14 protein-coding genes are annotated in these 17,277 nt (G+C 59.9%); 9 read left to right on the forward strand and 5 right to left on the reverse strand.

Going from position 1 to position 17,277, the window contains the following annotated elements; translation table 11 throughout:
* Positions 1-40: 40 nt before the first annotated feature.
* Positions 41-1,159 (forward strand): PQQ-dependent sugar dehydrogenase, encoded by a 1,119-nt coding sequence (locus RB2501_RS13950; RefSeq protein ID WP_041327296.1) that lies wholly within the window; start codon positions 41-43, stop codon positions 1,157-1,159.
* 9 nt (positions 1,160-1,168) lie between these two features.
* On the opposite strand, the gene RB2501_RS13955 is transcribed toward RB2501_RS13950, so the two are convergent.
* Together RB2501_RS13955 and RB2501_RS13960 are read right to left on the reverse strand one after the other, a co-directional pair.
* Positions 1,169-1,981, reverse strand: a complete 813-nt coding sequence (locus tag RB2501_RS13955) for an N-acetylmuramic acid 6-phosphate etherase (RefSeq protein WP_015755505.1) — start codon at positions 1,979-1,981, stop codon at positions 1,169-1,171.
* A 32-nt stretch (positions 1,982-2,013) separates the two neighbouring features.
* Complete coding sequence (locus tag RB2501_RS13960; RefSeq protein WP_041327886.1) at positions 2,014-2,763, reverse strand: DeoR/GlpR family DNA-binding transcription regulator; 750 nt, start codon at positions 2,761-2,763, stop codon at positions 2,014-2,016.
* Between the two features lie 169 nt (positions 2,764-2,932).
* On the opposite strand from RB2501_RS13960, the gene nagB reads away from it, so the two are divergent.
* The 4 genes from nagB (at position 2,933) to RB2501_RS13980 (ending at position 8,997) form a co-directional block, all read left to right on the forward strand.
* Positions 2,933-4,876 carry a glucosamine-6-phosphate deaminase gene (nagB, locus tag RB2501_RS13965; protein WP_015755507.1) on the forward strand — a complete coding sequence of 648 codons (1,944 nt, stop codon included), beginning with the start codon at positions 2,933-2,935 and terminating at the stop codon, positions 4,874-4,876.
* A 103-nt stretch (positions 4,877-4,979) separates the two neighbouring features.
* The gene (locus RB2501_RS13970; RefSeq protein ID WP_015755508.1) at positions 4,980-6,245 is read left to right on the forward strand and encodes an AmpG family muropeptide MFS transporter; all 1,266 of its coding nucleotides are present in this window, start codon (positions 4,980-4,982) and stop codon (positions 6,243-6,245) included.
* Positions 6,238-7,842, forward strand: a complete 1,605-nt coding sequence (locus RB2501_RS13975) for a glycoside hydrolase family 3 protein (protein ID WP_015755509.1) — start codon at positions 6,238-6,240, stop codon at positions 7,840-7,842. Before RB2501_RS13970 ends, RB2501_RS13975 begins: the two co-directional genes overlap by 8 nt.
* Positions 7,843-7,875: 33 nt before the next feature.
* The gene (locus RB2501_RS13980) at positions 7,876-8,997 is read left to right on the forward strand and encodes an anhydro-N-acetylmuramic acid kinase (RefSeq protein ID WP_049764871.1); all 1,122 of its coding nucleotides are present in this window, start codon (positions 7,876-7,878) and stop codon (positions 8,995-8,997) included.
* Here the strand turns inward: RB2501_RS13980 and RB2501_RS13985 are convergent.
* Genes RB2501_RS13985 through RB2501_RS13995 form a run of 3 tightly spaced genes read right to left on the reverse strand, consistent with a single transcriptional unit; the run spans position 8,994 to position 12,474 of the window.
* Positions 8,994-10,535 (reverse strand): acyl-CoA carboxylase subunit beta, encoded by a 1,542-nt coding sequence (locus RB2501_RS13985; protein ID WP_015755511.1) that lies wholly within the window; start codon positions 10,533-10,535, stop codon positions 8,994-8,996. The genes RB2501_RS13980 and RB2501_RS13985 overlap by 4 nt on opposite strands.
* 3 nt (positions 10,536-10,538) lie before the next feature.
* Complete coding sequence (gene accC, locus RB2501_RS13990; RefSeq protein ID WP_015755512.1) at positions 10,539-11,981, reverse strand: acetyl-CoA carboxylase biotin carboxylase subunit; 1,443 nt, start codon at positions 11,979-11,981, stop codon at positions 10,539-10,541.
* 7 nt (positions 11,982-11,988) lie between these two features.
* A complete protein-coding gene (locus RB2501_RS13995; protein ID WP_015755513.1) occupies positions 11,989-12,474 on the reverse strand; it encodes an acetyl-CoA carboxylase biotin carboxyl carrier protein subunit in 486 nt (161 codons plus the stop codon).
* A 171-nt stretch (positions 12,475-12,645) separates the two neighbouring features.
* On the opposite strand from RB2501_RS13995, the gene udk reads away from it, so the two are divergent.
* From udk to scpA, 4 genes are read left to right on the forward strand one after another with little or no spacing between them, the layout of a single operon-like run.
* Positions 12,646-13,260, forward strand: coding sequence for a uridine kinase (udk, locus tag RB2501_RS14000; RefSeq protein ID WP_015755514.1), 615 nt, complete (start codon positions 12,646-12,648; stop codon positions 13,258-13,260).
* Complete coding sequence (locus RB2501_RS14005) at positions 13,257-13,589, forward strand: FtsB family cell division protein (RefSeq protein WP_015755515.1); 333 nt, start codon at positions 13,257-13,259, stop codon at positions 13,587-13,589. Before udk ends, RB2501_RS14005 begins: the two co-directional genes overlap by 4 nt.
* Positions 13,579-14,946, forward strand: coding sequence for a methylmalonyl-CoA mutase family protein (locus tag RB2501_RS14010; protein WP_015755516.1), 1,368 nt, complete (start codon positions 13,579-13,581; stop codon positions 14,944-14,946). Before RB2501_RS14005 ends, RB2501_RS14010 begins: the two co-directional genes overlap by 11 nt.
* Positions 14,933-17,164: a methylmalonyl-CoA mutase gene (gene scpA / locus RB2501_RS14015; protein WP_015755517.1), complete on the forward strand. Its 2,232-nt coding sequence runs from the start codon at positions 14,933-14,935 to the stop codon at positions 17,162-17,164. The genes RB2501_RS14010 and scpA overlap by 14 nt, the downstream gene beginning before the upstream one ends.
* Positions 17,165-17,277 lie beyond the last annotated feature (113 nt).

The following is a 17,277-nucleotide window of genomic DNA, read 5'->3' on the forward strand; positions in this document are numbered from 1 at the left end:
GGCGATAAGCCTATACTTCTTTATTTCCTAACGACACAACATGCGAAATAGTATTGTTTTATCCGCTTTTTTGGTCATTTTATCGATGAACTCCTGTGCGCAGGACCCGGAAAACCAGGCAACTGTCCCGGAAACCGTTTCGTTCACCCCCGAATTGGTGGTGGAGGACCTGGACATCCCCTGGGGAATGGCCTTCCTGCCCGACGGCTCCCTGCTGATAACCGAAAAAAGCGGGGAAATCCTTCTTTTCCGCGGGGGGTCAAAAACGGAAATTTCCGGCGTCCCGGAGGTATACAACCGCGGTCAGGGCGGCCTGCTGGACATTGCCCTGGACCCTGACTACCCGGACAATGGCTGGATATACCTGACGTATGCGTCCGAAGAGGGCCCGGGGTCCGGCGGGCACACGGCCCTGGCCCGATGCAAGCTCAGCGGCACCACCCTGACGGACCTGGAAGTACTCTACAAAGCAAGCCCGAATACCACGGCGGGGCAGCACTTCGGGTCCCGGATCGAATTCGACCGGGACGGCTACCTGTATTTCAGCATCGGGGAACGGGGCGAGCGGGACGTGAACCCCCAGGATACGGGGCGGGACGGCGGCAAGGTTTACCGGTTGAACCCGGACGGCAGCATCCCCCCGGACAACCCGTTTGTCGGCTCGGACGGCCTGGACGCCATCTATTCCTACGGACACCGCAACCCCCAGGGCATGGCACGCCATCCGGATACCGGGGAAATTTGGGTACATGAACACGGCCCCCGGGGCGGTGACGAAATCAATGTGGTAAAAAAAGGCGCCAATTACGGCTGGCCCGTAATCACTTACGGGATCAATTACAGCGGGACCCCCATCACGGACCAGACCGAGATGGAAGGCATGGAACAACCCATCCACTACTGGGTCCCCTCCATCGCGCCCAGCGGTATGGCCTTTGTGACTTCCGACCACTACCCCGGATGGGAAGGCAGCCTGCTGGTGGGTTCCCTGTCTTTCCAGTACCTGGAGCGCCTGGAAATGGAGGGTAAAACCGTATTGAAAAGGGAAAAACTCATGGAGGATGTAGGCCGGGTGCGGAATGTCCGCCAGGGCCCCGACGGACTGGTCTACGTGGCTGTCGAGGGCGAGGGAATCTACCGGCTCAACCCGGATCGATAACGACTGATCCTATTTCAGTGCTTCCAGCGCTTTCTGCACGGAACCATAGCGTTTGAGGGCTTCCCCGGCCGCTTCGTATTCCAGGCCAAGGCTTTCCATCAGGTACCGGGTCCCCCGGTCTATCAATTTGTTATTGCTCAATTGCATGTGGACCATCTTGTTCCCCCTGACCCGCCCGACACGTACCATCAGTGCCGTGGAGATCATATTGAGAACGAGTTTCTGGGATGTGCCGCTTTTCATCCGGGTACTCCCCGTGATAAATTCGGGGCCCACGTCAACAGCTATCGGTATTTCCGCCGCTTCCGCCAGGGGCGACCCGGGGTTGTTGGTAATCCCCGCAGTAAGCAGCCCTTCCGAGCGCGCTTTGCGTATGCCCCCCAGGACATAGGGGGTGGTCCCGGAAGCTGCGATCCCCACCACAGTATCCGTGGGCCCGATTTCGTATTCCCCTAGGTCTTTCCAGGCCTGCTGCGTGTCGTCTTCTGCGTGCTCCACCGCTTTTCGAATGGCCCGGTCGCCGCCGGCTATCAGCCCGATGACCCGGTCGTGGGGCATGCCATAGGTAGGGGGGATTTCCGAGGCGTCCAGGATGCCCAGCCGCCCACTCGTGCCGGCTCCGATATAGAACAAGCGGCCGCCACTTAGAAAACGGGGTTCCAGGGCCTTCACCAGCCGGGAAATTTCCGGAATACAGGCTGCTACGGCCGGGGCCACCTTTTGGTCTTCCTCGTTTATTTTCTGCAGGAGGGAGACGGCGTCCAGGTCCTCCAGGTTATCGTGCAGGGAGGCCTGCTCCGTGATTTTCTTGAATTGCGACATATTATGCGATATACTATTTGATAGGTGAGCTTCTATAAAAGATGAATTTCCCGGTCGCGGAACGGGTTGAGCCGGTTGTGGTCCGGCGGTAATTCGGTGACCAGGGTATTGATCGCACTGATATCGCAGGTGCGATACCGGTGCTGTGAATTCAGTTTCTCGGAAATACAGAGCAGAATGGCCTTCCGGGAGGAGGCGATTACGGATTTTTTGACCTGCACCACCTCCCAGTCAAACTCAGTAAGCCCGTGGAGGGCATCCACATACCCGGTTCCGATAAAGCCGTAGTCCACACGGATATCCGACAGGGCGTGGATGGCGCTGGCCCCGGTGGCAATCTGTGCCTCCCGCGAAATTTTCCCGCCGATCAACACCACCTCCACCCGTGGCTTGGCCAATAGTTGCAAGGCCACCGGCAGGCTCAGGGTAAAACAGGTCAGGTTCAGGTTCTCGGGCAGTTCCCGGGCGAGTTCCAGGCAGGTGGTCCCCCCGTCGATAAAGATGACCGAACCGTCCCGGAGGAGGCTCGTCGCTTTCCGGGCGATGGTGCGCTTTTCCTCCAGGGCGTAGGTATTTCCACTGCCCGTGGCCGGACTTACAAATCCCAGGGAAACGGCACCGCCGTGTACTTTGCGCAATTTCTGGTCCGCATCGAGTTCCTTGACATCCCGCCGTACGGTATCGATGGATACCTCGAGCATTTCGGCCATATCCGTAAGCTGGACCCGGTTGTGGAGGTCCACTTCACTGAGGATGATGCGCTGTCGTTCTTCCTTGAGCACGTAAGGCGGTTTTCCGGCAAAGATAGTAAAATCCTGAACCTGCTGTTTTTTGTTGCAGATATTTAATAAATAGTTAAATATTGCATTTAACAGCATAATAAACTGCAAGAAACTGCAATTATTGGAATTTTTTCTTATTTTTGTCCCCGCAAACAACATAAAACTACCCATGACTGAAATTGCAAGCACCGCACCCCACGGCACCATCCCGACGGATGACGAATCCCGGAAATTCGAAAAAATCCCCACCCGGATCTACGACAATTCCGATACGGCCTCCTTCCAGGTAGCCACGGAAATTTCCCAGCTTATCCGGCAACGCCAGAAGCAGGGCAAAAAAGCCGTCATTGGCCTGGCCACCGGGTCTACCCCCACCAAGGTGTACGATTTCCTGGTACAATTCCACCGGGAGGAAGGCCTGAGCTTTAAAAATGTGGTCACCTTTAACCTGGACGAATACTACCCGATGCAACCGGACTCCATCCACAGCTATGTCCGGTTCATGAACGAACACCTTTTTGACCACATCGACATCAAAAAGGAAAATGTCCATATCCCCGACGGCCAACTCGACAAGGAAGACGTCCGGGATTTTTGCCGGGATTACGAGGAGCAAATCCGCAAGGCAGGGGGGCTGGACATCCAGGTGCTGGGTATCGGACGGACCGGACATATCGGTTTTAACGAGCCGGGATCCTCCCTGAAGAGTGTTACGCGGATGGTCCGCCTGGACCGGGTAACCCGCCTGGATGCGGCCAGCGATTTCTTCGGCCTGGAAAACGTACCCACCAAAGCGATTACCATGGGGGTTGGGACCATCATGAAGGCCCGGCGCATTGTCCTGATGGCCTGGGGGGAAGGCAAAGCGGGCATTATCCGGCAGGCCGTGGAAGGAAAGATCCGGGAATCCGTGCCGGCCACCTTCCTCCAGCACCACCCGAATTGCGAGGTAATCGTGGACCAGGCGGCAGGGTCAGCCCTCACCCGGATGGCGACGCCCTGGCTGGTTTCGGAATGCGAATGGAACGACGCCCTGATCAAACGGGCCGTGCTCTGGCTGTCCGAAAAGCTGGATATCGCCATCCTGAAGCTCACCAACGAGCACTACAACGAATACGGCATGGGGAACCTGGTGGCGGAGATCGGTTCGGCCGAACATATCAACCTGCAGGTATTCAATGCCCTGCAGCGCACTATTACCGGATGGCCGGGCGGGAAGCCGAATGCAGACGACAGCAACCGGCCGGAGCGCCGGGAGCCCTATCCCAAGCGATCGCTGATCTTCAGCCCGCACCCGGACGACGACGTCATCTCCATGGGCGGGACGCTGTTGCGGCTGGTAGACCAGGGGCACGAAGTTCACGTGGCCTACCAGACATCGGGAAATATCGCCGTGTTTGACGACGAGGTGATCCGCTTCCTGGACTTTGCCACCGACGTCCAGAAAGACAACCAGGCACTCATGCAGCAGTTTAAAGAGGTACGGGAGTTCCTGGCCAACAAGGAGCCGGGGGCAGTGGACAGCCGGGAAATCCAGGAGTTCAAAGGGCTCATCCGAAAAGGGGAGGCACTGGCCGCCTGCCGCTACTGCGGGGTGGACGAGGCCAACGCCCACTTCCAGAACCTGCCGTTTTACGAAACGGGCACGGTTAAGAAAAAACCGCATTCCGAAGCGGATATTCAAATCACCTACGACCTGCTGCAACAGATAAAACCCCACCAGATCTTTGCGGCCGGGGACCTCTCGGACCCGCACGGGACGCACCGGGTTTGCCTGCAAATTATCTTCCAGGCCCTGGAGCGCCTGAAGCAGGAAGGGGCGGAATGGTTGTCGGACTGCTATGTCTGGCTCTACCGGGGCGCCTGGCAGGAATGGGATATTGCAGATATGGAAATGGCTGTCCCCATCGGGCCCAAAGACATGGAGCGGAAAAAGAATGCCATCTTCAAGCACCAGTCGCAAAAGGACAGTGCCATGTTCCCCGGCAATGACGAGCGGGAATTCTGGCAACGGGCCGAACAGCGGAACAAGGAGACTGCCCGGAAATACAATGCGCTCGGGATGGCCGAGTACGAGGCGATGGAAGGGTTTGTCCGCTACCATTTCATGTAACCGAACCGGGATATTCCCCCAACTGAGCCCCGGGCCTTCAGGGTCCGGGGCTATTTTTTTATGCAACCCGGGACATGTCGGACATTTCAATTAAATTCGGGCCATGACGCCAAAAGACAAACGGGCCTGGCTATGGGTCCCCACCTTGTATTTTACACAGGGCCTCCCCTACGTCCTGGTAGTCACCGTCTCGGTGATCCTCTATAAAAACCTCGGGGTCAGCAACGCGGATATTGGCCTGTATACCAGCTGGCTCTACCTGCCCTGGGTGCTGAAGCCGCTTTGGAGCCCCTTTGTGGATTTGCGCGGTACCAAACGGAAATGGTTTCTCTCCATGCAGCTCATCATTTCGGCAGCCTTGCTGGCTGCGGGGCTCAGCCTCCCCACCAACCAGTTCCTGGTAACCTCCCTGGCCTGTTTCTGGATTGCTGCCTTTGCCTCAGCCACCAACGACATCGCCTCGGACGGTTACTACATGATTGCCCTGAGCCAGAAAAAACAATCGTTTTTCGTCGGGATGCGGAGTACTTTTTACCGCCTGGCGATGATCACCGGCCAGGGCCTGATTGTTATCCTGGCGGGATTCCTGGAAAACTATTACGGGGATAATTCCAGGGCCTGGTCCGTTACCCTGACGGCCACGGCCGGGCTGATGCTGCTGATGACCCTCTCCAACTATTTTGCCACCCCGGCCTACGAAACCGCCCAGCCCGCCGAGGGCGACCGCAGCTTCTGGGCCATTTTCAGGAGTTTTTTCGAAAAGCCGCATATCGGGTGGGCGCTGGCCTTTATCCTCACCTACCGGCTCGGGGAGTCCCAGCTGGTTAAAATGGCCGCGCCTTTCCTGTTGGACGACCCGGATTCCGGGGGGCTGGCGTATTCCACGGAAGCCGTGGGAACCATCTACGGAACCGTCGGGGTGATCTGCCTCTCGGCAGGGGGCATCCTGGGGGGGATCCTGATTTCCCGGGACGGGCTCAGGCGCTGGATGCTGCCAATGATCCTCTCCCTGAACCTGCCCAATGTGCTCTATGCTATTCTCGCCATTACCCAGTCCGACCAGACCTGGGCAGTTGTCGGGACGGTGGTTGCCGAACAATTCGGATACGGATTTGGGTTTGCCGCCTTTCTGATCTACCTGATCTACCTGGCGGACGGACCGTTTAAGACCGCGCATTACGCCATTGCCACGGGTTTTATGGCCCTGGGCATGATGCTCCCCGGCATGATCAGCGGCTACATGCAGCAGTGGCTCGGGTACGGGGGGTTCTTTGTCTGGGTGGTGATCGCCGCCCTGCCGGCCCTGCTGATGCTTTCAAAAATTCGTTACCCCGCCGACTACGGCAAAAAATCCGCTTCCGATGCCTGACACCCGCCCGGTAGAACACATGCTGCGCCACACTACCCGGGAAGAACAGGTGGGCCAGCTCTTTATGCCCGCGGCCTTTATCAACGATACGGAGGAGGCCATAGTGCGCCTGGAGGAGTTGATCCGGGAATTCCACATCGGCGGCCTTTGCTTTTTCCACAGCCCGGCCAGCGCCGCCACCAATTTTGAGGGAAAAAAGGAAATCCCCCACAACCCGGACAGCCTGGGGACCCTGAAAGAACTGATCCGCCGCTACCAGCGGGCTGCCCGATACCCGCTGCTGATCGCCATGGATGCGGAATGGGGCCTGGCCATGCGGGTCGAAAACGGGGAGCCTTACCCGTACGCCCTCTGCCTGGGGGCCCTGTCGGATCGGGACCCGCTGCTCTACCAGGTAGGACTGCGAATGGCCGCCGACTGCCGGGATGCCGGCATCCACTGGAACCTGGCCCCGGTTGCTGACGTGAATTGCAACCCGGGGAACCCGGTGATTGGCTACCGGGCCTTCGGGACCACCCCGGAGGGGGTCGCCCGCCGCGCCTCGCTTTTTTACCGGGGCCTCAAAGACGGGGGCATCCTGGGTTGTGGGAAACACTTCCCGGGCCATGGGGATACCGCCGTAGATTCCCACCTGGCGCTTCCTGCTATCGATAAAGGAGCGGCGGAACTGGAATCCACGGAATTCGTCCCGTTCCGACGACTTGTGGCGGAAGGGGTTGACGCCATTATGACCGGGCACCTGGCCGTGCCCGCCCTGGACCCGGAAGGCCTGCCGGCCAGTTTATCCCCCGCCGTCATCGGCCAGGGCATCCGGCAAAATCTGGGGTTTGACGGGGCAGTTATCAGCGATGCCCTGAATATGCACGCGGTGAGCAAAAATTATCCGGGTCCCGGGGAGGTGGCCTGGCGGGCCTTTGCCGCCGGGAACGACATGCTCTGCTTTGCCGAAGACATCCCGGAGGCCCACCGGCGGATATGCCGGGAAGGGGAAACCGACCAGATTGAAGCTTCCTTCCGTCGGGTCTGGCAATTGAAAGAACGCGTCCGGGAAGTCGGATCCAAGCCGGTACAACCGGCCCATTCCCCGGCCGGACTCCGCCGGGAACTCGCCGCAAAATGCCTGACGGAGGCTCGCGCAGATGGGGAACCTGCCGCCTTCCTCGGCGAAGGCCCGGTCACTGTCGTACTTGCAGGCAGGGACCTGCTGCCTTTTCATGCGGGGATCCGGGATCAATTCCAGGCGGATTTCCTGGAATGGGACCTGGCCGCAGACCGGCCGGAAGCCCTCCCCATGCCGGGCACCCAAAAAATCCTGATCGCCCTGCAACCCCCTGCCCTGAAACCTGCAGGAAATTTTGGCATCTCGGCTGCCGCCCTCCGGGCCCTCGATGCATTGATGGAGAATCACCGGGTCTGGCTCTGCCACTTCGGGAATCCGTATGCCCTGAATCTGTTGCAAACAGACCGGGTTGCAGGGATCCTGGTAGCCTACCTGCCGTTGGCGGAATTTCAACAGCAGGCCCTTGCTTATTTTCGGGGGGAGGCACGCCCGGCAGGCGAGCTGCCCATCCAACTGAAACCGTCCCGGAACGGTTAAACAACACGGCGTAAACCAATTAAATGAACTGGCATGAATGACTTTCGCATACTTGGCATGATGTCCGGGACCTCCCTGGACGGCCTGGACCTGGTCCTTGCACACCTGACCGAATCGGAAGGCGCCTGGGGGTACAAAATCCTGGCGTCCGGCTGCCTGGATTACGAACCAAAAATGCGGCAACGGCTCCAGGCTGCCATTGAAATGGACGTGGGCGGGCTCCTGGCTTTCCACACGGAATACGGTAAGTGGTTGGGGGATCAGGCAGCGAAATTCCTGGCAGCGCAGCACGAACCGGCCGATGCGGTGGCGAGCCATGGGCATACGGTACACCACCGACCGGAAGCCGGTTTTACCTTCCAACTGGGCTGCCCCCAGGAGGTGGCCCTGCGCACCGGGGTTCCGTGTATCGGGGATTTCCGTTCCCTGGATATCCGGCTCGGCGGGCAGGGGGCACCCCTGGTACCCATTGGCGACCGGTTGCTATTCGGGTCGTACGACTTCTGCCTGAACCTGGGGGGCATCAGCAATATTTCCTTTGAACGCATGGGCAAACGCACCGCTTTTGACATCGGGATTGCGAACATGCTGCTCAACCACCTGAGTAGTGAATCTGGCCGGGCCTATGACGCCGGCGGGGCCCTGGCCCGGAGCGGAAAGGTGCTTCCCGACCTGCTAAAGGCCCTGGACAACCTGCCCTATTACCGCCAACCCTTCCCAAAATCCACAGGTTACGAGTGGTTCCGGGACCAGATCATCCCGCTATTGAATGCGCACCCGGGCTCACCGGAAGACCGCTTGCGTACAGCGACCGTCCACGTTGCCGGCACGGTGGCCCGGCAAATAGACGAACTGGCCGGGGGAAGCCCCGCTACGGTATTGGTCACCGGCGGTGGGGCGTACAACGATTTTCTCATGGAACAGATCCGGGAGGGAATGCACCCGGATATCCGGGTACATATACCCCACGACGGCCTGGTCGAAAACAAGGAGGCGCTGGTTTTTGCCCTGCTTGGGGCGCTGCGGCTCAGCGGTTCGGTAAATGTCCTTTCGTCCGTAACGGGTGCCCGCAAGGATTCCTGCTCGGGGATACTTTACCTGCCGGAGGTGTCCGGCGGCCAGCGACCGCCCGGATCCGGTATTTTGGGGGGCTAGAGCGGGATGTTCCCGTGTTTGCGTTTTGGGGCGTCCACCTGCTTGTTTTCCAGGGAAGCAAATCCCCGGATGAGTTTACGGCGGGTCTCCCCGGGCAGGATGACCTCATCGATAAACCCGCGGCCTGCGGCCCGGTAGGGGTTTGCAAATTTTTCCGCGTATTCCGCTTCCTTCTCAGCCAGCTTTTTCTCAGGGTCTTCCGCCTTGGCGATTTCCTTCCGGAAGATGATCTCACTGGCACCCTTGGCCCCCATCACAGCTATTTCGGCCCCCGGCCAGGCGTAATTCAGGTCGGCCCCTATGTGTTTGGAGTTCATCACATCGTAGGCCCCGCCGTACGCCTTCCGGGTGATCAGCGTAATCCGGGGGACGGTGGCCTCGCTCAGGGCATAGAGCAACTTGGCGCCGTGCACAATGATGCCGTTCCATTCCTGGTCGGTCCCTGGCAGGAAGCCCGGCACATCCACCAGGACCAGGAGCGGGATGTTGAAGCAATCGCAAAACCGCGTAAAGCGGGCTGCCTTGCGGGAACTGTCCCGGTCCAGGACACCGGCCAGGGAGAGGGGCTGGTTGGCGACAATCCCCACGGTCTTCCCGGCCAGGCGCGCGAACCCCGTAAGGATGTTGTCTGCGTATTCCGCATGGATTTCATAAAAGGATTCCGCATCGACAATCCCTTCGATCACCGCCCGCATATCATAAGGCTGGTTCGGGTTGTCCGGCACCAGGTTCCCCAGGTCCTCCCGCCATTCCGACCCGAGTTCAAAGGGAACGGACGGCGGGAGTTCCCGGTTGTTCTGGGGCAGGTAGGTGAGTAATTTTTTCAGGTCCTGCAGGCAGGCCGCGTCGTTGGGAGCCGTGCGGTGTGCCACCCCGGATTTCGAGGCATGGGTACGCGCCCCGCCCAACTCTTCGGAATCCACTTCTTCGTTGGTGACGGTACGGACCACGTTGGGACCGGTGACAAACATGTAGCTGGTCTGCTCCACCATCACGATGAAATCCGTGAGGGCCGGGGAATACACCGCCCCCCCGGCGCAGGGGCCCATAATAGCGGATAGTTGCGGCACCACCCCGGAGGCCTGCACATTCCGGTAAAAGATATCGGCGTACCCCGCCAGCGAACGGACGCCCTCCTGGATTCGTGCTCCCCCGGAATCGTTGAGCCCAATCACCGGGGCCCCGGCTTTTACGGCCAGGTCCATGAGCTTACAGATCTTCTCCGCGTGGGTTTCCGACAGGGAGCCGCCAAAAATGGTGAAATCCTGGGCGTAGACGTACGCCAGCCGGCCGTTGATGGTCCCGTACCCGGTCACCACGCCGTCTCCATAGTACTGTTGGTCGGCCATGCCGAAGTCCGTGGTCCGATGCGTCACCAGGCTGCCGAGTTCCTCGAACGACCCGGCATCCAGCAGATAGCGGATGCGCTCCCGGGCGGTAAGTTTCTTTTTCTCGTGTTGCTTTTCAATCCGTTTTTCACCCCCTCCTTTCAGGGCCTCCGCCCGGCGGCGGTTCAATTCCTCATGGCTTTCTTTCATCGGTCAGTGCGTATTGGTGCTTAAGTGGTCGAGGTGTTTCAGATAGGCGTTCAGGGCCACGCGCGCGGCAACGGATGCCTCCCGGTCCAGGTCGGCTTCCAGGGCTTCCGGGGAATAGTGTTCCTTGACAAAATGCGTGGTGAAATCCCCGCTCGTAAAGGCGGGGTGCCTGCACACGAAATCCCCGAAAGGCAGGGTGGTGGCTACCCCGGCCACCCGGTAATCCGCAATGGCTTCCCGCATCCGCCGGATCGCGGCCGGCCGGTCGGCCCCGTAGGTAATCAGTTTCGCGAGCATCGGGTCGTAGTAGATCGGCACCTGCATGCCCTCTCGGTATCCGTCGTCCACCCGGATGCCGGGGCCGGATGGGGGACGGTAAATCTCCAACAGGCCCACGCTCGGCATAAAATCCTGCAGGGGGTCCTCTGCGTATACCCGGAGTTCCAGGGCATGTCCGCTGATCTGAAGCTCCTCCTGCCGGACGGGCAGCGGCTCCCCCCGGGCCACGCGGATCTGCAATTCCACCAGGTCGAGCCCCGTGATCAGTTCGGTAACCGGGTGTTCTACCTGCAGGCGCGTATTCATTTCCAGGAAGTAGAAATTGTGGTCGGCATCCAGCAGGAATTCCACGGTGCCGGCCCCCAGGTAGTTGCAGGCCCGCGCTACATCCACGGCTGCCCGCCCCATGCGTTCCCGCAGTTCCGGGGTCAGCACCGCAGACGGGGCCTCCTCCACCACCTTCTGATGCCGTCGCTGGATGCTGCATTCCCGTTCAAAGAGGTGGATGGCATTGCCGTGCGTATCGCAGAGTACCTGGATTTCAATATGCCGGGGGGCGGCTACGTATTTTTCAATAAATACGGAACCGTCCCCGAAAGCCGATTTCGCCTCGCTGGTTGCCCGTTCTATCTGGGCGTGCAAATCGGCCTCCCGCTCCACCACGCGCATGCCCTTTCCGCCGCCGCCTGCAGCCGCCTTGATCAGGATCGGGTAGCCGATTTCCGCGGCGATCTCCCGAATCCTGTCCGCGTCGCTGACGGGTTCATCCGTCCCGGGCACCAGGGGGATGTCGTAGGGTTGGACCGATTTTTTTGCGGCGAGTTTATCCCCCATGGTTTGGATGGCGTCTGGTTTCGGGCCGATAAATACGAGCCCGGCTGCCTCGACGGCCCGCGCAAATGCCGCATTTTCACTGAGGAACCCGTAACCGGGATGAATGGCATCTGCCCCGGTTTCCCGGGCTGCTGCCAGGATTTTTTCCTCCTGCAGATAGGACTCGGACGACGGGGCGGGGCCGATACATACCGCCTGGTCCGCGGCCAGTACGTGCGGGGCGTCCCGGTCGGCTTCCGAATAGACGGCTACCGTGGCAATGCCCATTCGGTGGGCCGTGCGCATTACCCGCAGGGCGATTTCGCCCCGGTTGGCAATCAAAATTTTCTCCATGGTGCAATTATTCAAATTCGACAAGTACAGCCTTCTTTTCCACCGCGTCCCCTTCCCGCACGGCCACATGGCCGATAACCCCGTCTGCCGGGGCCAGGATGGCATTCTCCATCTTCATCGCCTCCAGGACGAGCAGGGGGTCCCCCTCGGACACCCGGTCCCCCTCGGACACCTGTACCGAGAGGATCAGCCCGGGCATCGGTGCTTCGATCCGCGAGACCCGCTGGGCGGATTGCAGTTCAAAACCCATCCGGTCTATCTGCAAGTCCAGGTCGTCTGCCAGTCGGACATCAAAAATGCGGTTGTTGACGCCGATGCGGTAGTACTTCTCACCCGGTCGGGATGCCAGGATCCGGATGCGGCTGGAATGGTGGTCCTCGAGCAGGTGCCACTCCCCACTGCCGGCCGGGACCAAATCCAGGCGGCGCGCTTCTTCGGCGTCCAGTTCAAAGGAACGGGACCCGTCGACGGTGGCGCGAAAGGCATTTGTCATAGCAGTTCAATAAATGGTTCCCGCTAAAAATAAGCTTTCATTGGCAAATCAGCAGGCCGCATTGGGAATTTTCCCCGCTGTTGCAGGCCTTCGGGGTACCTGCGCCAGATCCTGCCGGGTTCATGGGTCGAAAACCGTGTAAATTCCTAATTTTGTGCAAAACCAAGCACCATGCTGACGATCGGAATTGCGGGGGGTACCGGGTGCGGCAAAACGACCGTGGTCAATCAGATTACCGGCCAGTTGTCCGATTCCGAGGTCGGTGTCATTTCCCAGGATTCCTACTACCGGGACCTGTCGGAACTGAGTTACGAGGAGCGCTGCAAGATCAACTTCGACCACCCCAGGGCCATTGATTTCGAGCTGATGCGCAGCCACCTGGAAGCCCTCCGGGATGGCCGGCCCATCGAACAGCCCGTGTACTCCTTTAAAGAGCACAACCGCACGGACGAAACCATTCGCACCGAGCCCCGCAAGGTGATGATCATCGAGGGCATCCTGATATTCACCCACCCGGAAATCCGCGACCTTTTCGATATCAAAATTTTTGTACACGCGGATTCGGACGAACGGCTCATCCGCCGCCTCCGCAGGGACATCACCGAACGGGGGCGGGACCTGGACGAGGTGATCCGCCGGTACCAGGACACGCTTAAGCCCATGCACGACCAGTTTATAGAACCCACCAAGGAATTCGCCGACATCATCATCCCGAACAACAAATACAATACGGTTGCCATCGATATCGTCCGGACGATCATCGCCGAAAAAATCGCCTTGCCATGAACTGGAAGGAATTGCGACAAAAACCCTGGTTCCGGTTGGCCGGCAATATCTATGTGCTCGTGCTGACCGTCTTTGTAATCTGGATGGTGTTTTTTGACCAGAATTCCCTGTTGATCCACCTGGAACTCCGACGGGAAATCCGCAAACTGGAAAAACAGCAGGAGTTCCTTAAGGAACAGATTGCCAGCGACCGGGAAATCATCGAAAAACTCTCGGACCCGAAGGAACTGGAAAAATTTGCCCGGGAACAGTACCTGCTCAAAAAGAAAAACGAGGAAATCTTCCTCATCGAATTCGACAGCCTCAACGAAAAGAACGATGACCACTAACGACCTCTTCCGGGATTTTGCACCCGTATCTGCCGCCGAGTGGAAACTCCGGATTCAGGCAGACCTGAAGGGCGCGGATTACAACGAGAAAATGACTTCCGACACCCCGGAAGGCATCCGGATCAAGCCGTTTTACACGGCGGAGGACGTACCGGATACAGGTGTCCCTGCCCCCGCCCTGCCGGGTGGTTGGGAACCGGGTATGTACCTGGATGCGGCCGAGGGCGGCGAACCCGCCACACGCGGTCGGAAAGCCCTGGGGGGAGGCGTCACGCGCCTGGTCGCCCCCATCCGGGAGGCCTCCGGCTGGCTGGAAGCTACCGGGGCGGAGCCGGGATCCGTTTGGCTGGAATGGCCGGATGTCCGCCTGGAACCCGGGGAAGTCCTGCCGGGAGACTTCGCCTCGGCATCGCCGATCCTTCCAGACCCCATCGGGAACCTGGCGGCTACCGGGAACTGGGCAGCGGGCCGGGCCGAAGATATGAAACGCCTGGAGGCCCTGTGCCGCACGTTTCCTGAGCGCGTTTCCCTAACTGTGCGCGCCGACCTGTACCAACAGGCCGGCGCGCATGCCGTACAGCAACTGGCCTATGCCGTATGCCACATGCAGGAATATTTACTGGCCACTGACCAGCACCCGGGCCTGCTACCCGCCCTGGAGCGACCCGTGTTCCGCATTGCCGTCGGCAGCGATTACTTTATGGAAATTGCCAAGATCCGGGCCCTGAGGCGTCTCTGGCACCTGGTTGCCAACGCTTACGGACAGTCCGGAGAATGCCGTGTGCTGGCCATGCCCGGGCTGCGGAATAAAACACTCTACGATTACAATACGAACCTGCTGCGCAGCAGCCTGGAGTGCATGGCTGCGGCCGTTGGCGGGGCCGACCTGATCTGCAACCAGCCCTACGACGGACTCTACCACAAACCAAACGATTTTGCCGACCGGATTGGGCGAAACCAATTGCTCGTATTGCGGGACGAAGCCCACATGGCACGGGTGGCCAACCCGGCCGACGGGGCTTATTACCTGGAAAGCCTTACCGATCAGCTCGGGCGCAAAGCCCTGGCATTACTCAAATCCCTGGAAAAAGGGGGCGGCCTGCTGGCCCAGCTGAAATCGCACAAGATCCAGACGAAAATCCGGGAGGCAGACCGGCGGGAACAGGCTGCATTTGACTCCGGGGAGCTCCAGCTGGTGGGCAGCAATGTGTTCCCGAACCCGGACGACCGGATGGCCGGGGAAATCCAGAAGGAATTACAACCCGGGCGGCCGGTGAAGACGCTCATTGAGCCGCTGCCCCTGCGAAGGCTGTCGGCCCGTCAGGAACTCAAAAGACTCAGGGATGAAGCGAAATAAGGTTCAGGAACTGGAATGGCCGGGCAAACCATCGACTTCAACCGGGCAGAAACCGGGGGCGGGCCACCCGGCGACTCCGACCAGCCGGGAAACGGGGGCAGACCCGGAACGCGAAACCGGGAACGACCGGCAGGCAGGGTACCGCACCGTGGAAGGCATCCGCCTGAAACCCCGGTACAGCCGGGAAGATTCCGGTGACCTCAGGCACCCGGGCTTCGGGGCCGGCGTCCCCCCCTACCTGCGGGGTCCCTACAGCAGCATGTACGTGCAACGGCCCTGGACCATCCGGCAGTATGCCGGTTTTTCCACGGCCGAAGAGAGCAACGCATTCTACAAGCGAAACCTGGAAGCCGGGCAAAAAGGGCTTTCTGTAGCTTTTGACCTCCCCACGCACCGCGGTTACGACAGCGACCACGAGCGGGTGCCCGGGGATGTGGGCAAAGCAGGCGTCGCTATCGACACCGTTGAGGATATGAAACGGCTCTTCGACGGCATCCCCCTGGACCGCATGTCGGTTTCCATGACAATGAACGGGGCCGTTATCCCGGTAATGGCATTCTATATCGTCGCTGCCGAGGAACAGGGCGTCTCCCCCGCCGCCCTTTCCGGGACCATCCAGAACGATATCCTCAAGGAATTCATGGTCCGGAACACCTATATCTATCCCCCGGCACCTTCCATGCAGCTGGTGGCGGATATTTTCGAGTATACGAGCCGGGAGATGCCCAAATTCAACAGCATCAGTATTTCGGGCTACCACATGCACGAGGCCGGCGCCCCGGCACATATGGAGCTGGCCTACACGCTGGCCGACGGGTTGGAATACATCCGCACCGGCCTCGAGGCCGGTTTGGGGGTAGACGAATTTGCCCCCCGCCTGTCCTTCTTCTGGGGGATCGGGATGAACCATTTTATGGAAATTGCCAAAATGCGGGCCGGCCGCATGCTCTGGGCGCGGCTCGTCCAGCCTTTCGGCCCGGAAAACCCCAAGTCGATGGCCTTGCGGACGCACTGCCAGACAAGCGGTTGGAGCCTGACCGAACAGGACCCGTTCAACAACGTGGCCCGGACCATGGTAGAGGCCGCCGCCGCGGTATTCGGGGGAACCCAGAGCCTCCATACCAATGCCCTGGATGAGGCCATTGCACTGCCCACGGACTTTTCGGCCCGGATCGCCCGGAACACCCAACTGGTCCTGCAACGGGAAGCCGGCGTAACCCGGACGGTAGACCCCTGGGGGGGCAGCCACTATGTGGAACGCCTGACCGCGGAACTGGTCGGGAAGGCCTGGGAGCTCATTCAGGAAGTGGAGGAGCACGGGGGCATGACGGGTGCCATCGAAGCGGGTATCCCCAAGATGCGCATCGAGGAGGCAGCAGCCAGAAAACAGGCGCGGATCGATTCGGGGCGGGATATCATTGTCGGGCTCAACCGGTATCCGAGCCCGGAAGACGACATGCTTCAGATCCTCGAAGTAGACAATACCCGGGTACGCCGGCAACAGATTGAGCGGCTGGAGGCAGTACGTGCAGGGCGTGACGGGGCGGCCGCAGAACGGGCGCTGCAGGAACTCACCGCCGCCGCCCGCAGGAAACAGGCCGGGGAATCCCGGGGAGCAGCCGATAATTTATTAGCTTTAGCCGTCTCGGCAGCCCGCGCGCGGGCCAGCCTGGGAGAAATCAGCAAGGCGCTGGAGGAAGCTTATGGCCGCCATCGCGCCAGCGTTCAATCCATATCCGGGGTGTATTCAGAAGAAATCCAGCAGGACCCGGCCTTTGAAAAGGCGCGGAAGATGACCGATGCGTTCGCCGCCAGCGAAGGTCGCAGGCCGCGCATTATGATTGCAAAAATGGGCCAGGACGGCCACGACCGCGGGGCCCGAATCGTTGCGACAGCCTACGCGGATATTGGGTTCGACGTGGACATCGGCCCGCTGTTCCAGACCCCGGAGGAGGCCGCCAGGCAGGCCGTGGAAAACGATGTACACATCCTGGGGGTATCCTCCCTGGCCGCCGGGCATAAGACCCTCGTGCCGGCAGTCATCAAGGCCCTGGCTGAAATGGGCCGGGAAGACATCCTGGTGATTGTCGGAGGCGTCATCCCCAAACAGGATTACGAATTCCTTAAACAGGCCGGGGCAGCAGGGATTTACGGCCCCGGTACCCGTGTGAGCGAAGCGGCGATAGAAATTCTCGGATTGCTGAACAGGGGGGAATAGGACCCCGGCGGCAGGACCTGCCGGGTGGTTCCCGACCAACTGCACCTCCGCAATGCCCCGGTAACCGGAAAGTTATCCACGCCATGTTAACAATTTCCGTTTTCCCGGTACCC

This window comes from Robiginitalea biformata HTCC2501 (assembly GCF_000024125.1).
GTDB classification, from domain to species: domain Bacteria; phylum Bacteroidota; class Bacteroidia; order Flavobacteriales; family Flavobacteriaceae; genus Robiginitalea; species Robiginitalea biformata.

Coding starts and splice junctions, on each gene's coding strand:
- nagB (WP_015755507.1), top strand. CDS start 2,933: ATGACTGAAATTGCAAGCACCGCACCCCACGGCACCATCCCGACGGAT.
- RB2501_RS13980 (WP_049764871.1), top strand. CDS start 7,876: ATGAATGACTTTCGCATACTTGGCATGATGTCCGGGACCTCCCTGGAC.
- RB2501_RS14005 (WP_015755515.1), top strand. CDS start 13,257: ATGAACTGGAAGGAATTGCGACAAAAACCCTGGTTCCGGTTGGCCGGC.
- RB2501_RS14010 (WP_015755516.1), top strand. CDS start 13,579: ATGACCACTAACGACCTCTTCCGGGATTTTGCACCCGTATCTGCCGCC.
- scpA (WP_015755517.1), top strand. CDS start 14,933: ATGAAGCGAAATAAGGTTCAGGAACTGGAATGGCCGGGCAAACCATCG.
- RB2501_RS13975 (WP_015755509.1), top strand. CDS start 6,238: ATGCCTGACACCCGCCCGGTAGAACACATGCTGCGCCACACTACCCGG.
- RB2501_RS13995 (WP_015755513.1), bottom strand. CDS start 12,474: ATGACAAATGCCTTTCGCGCCACCGTCGACGGGTCCCGTTCCTTTGAA.
- RB2501_RS13955 (WP_015755505.1), bottom strand. CDS start 1,981: ATGTCGCAATTCAAGAAAATCACGGAGCAGGCCTCCCTGCACGATAAC.
- udk (WP_015755514.1), top strand. CDS start 12,646: ATGCTGACGATCGGAATTGCGGGGGGTACCGGGTGCGGCAAAACGACC.
- RB2501_RS13970 (WP_015755508.1), top strand. CDS start 4,980: ATGACGCCAAAAGACAAACGGGCCTGGCTATGGGTCCCCACCTTGTAT.
- RB2501_RS13950 (WP_041327296.1), top strand. CDS start 41: ATGCGAAATAGTATTGTTTTATCCGCTTTTTTGGTCATTTTATCGATG.
- accC (WP_015755512.1), bottom strand. CDS start 11,981: ATGGAGAAAATTTTGATTGCCAACCGGGGCGAAATCGCCCTGCGGGTA.
- RB2501_RS13985 (WP_015755511.1), bottom strand. CDS start 10,535: ATGAAAGAAAGCCATGAGGAATTGAACCGCCGCCGGGCGGAGGCCCTG.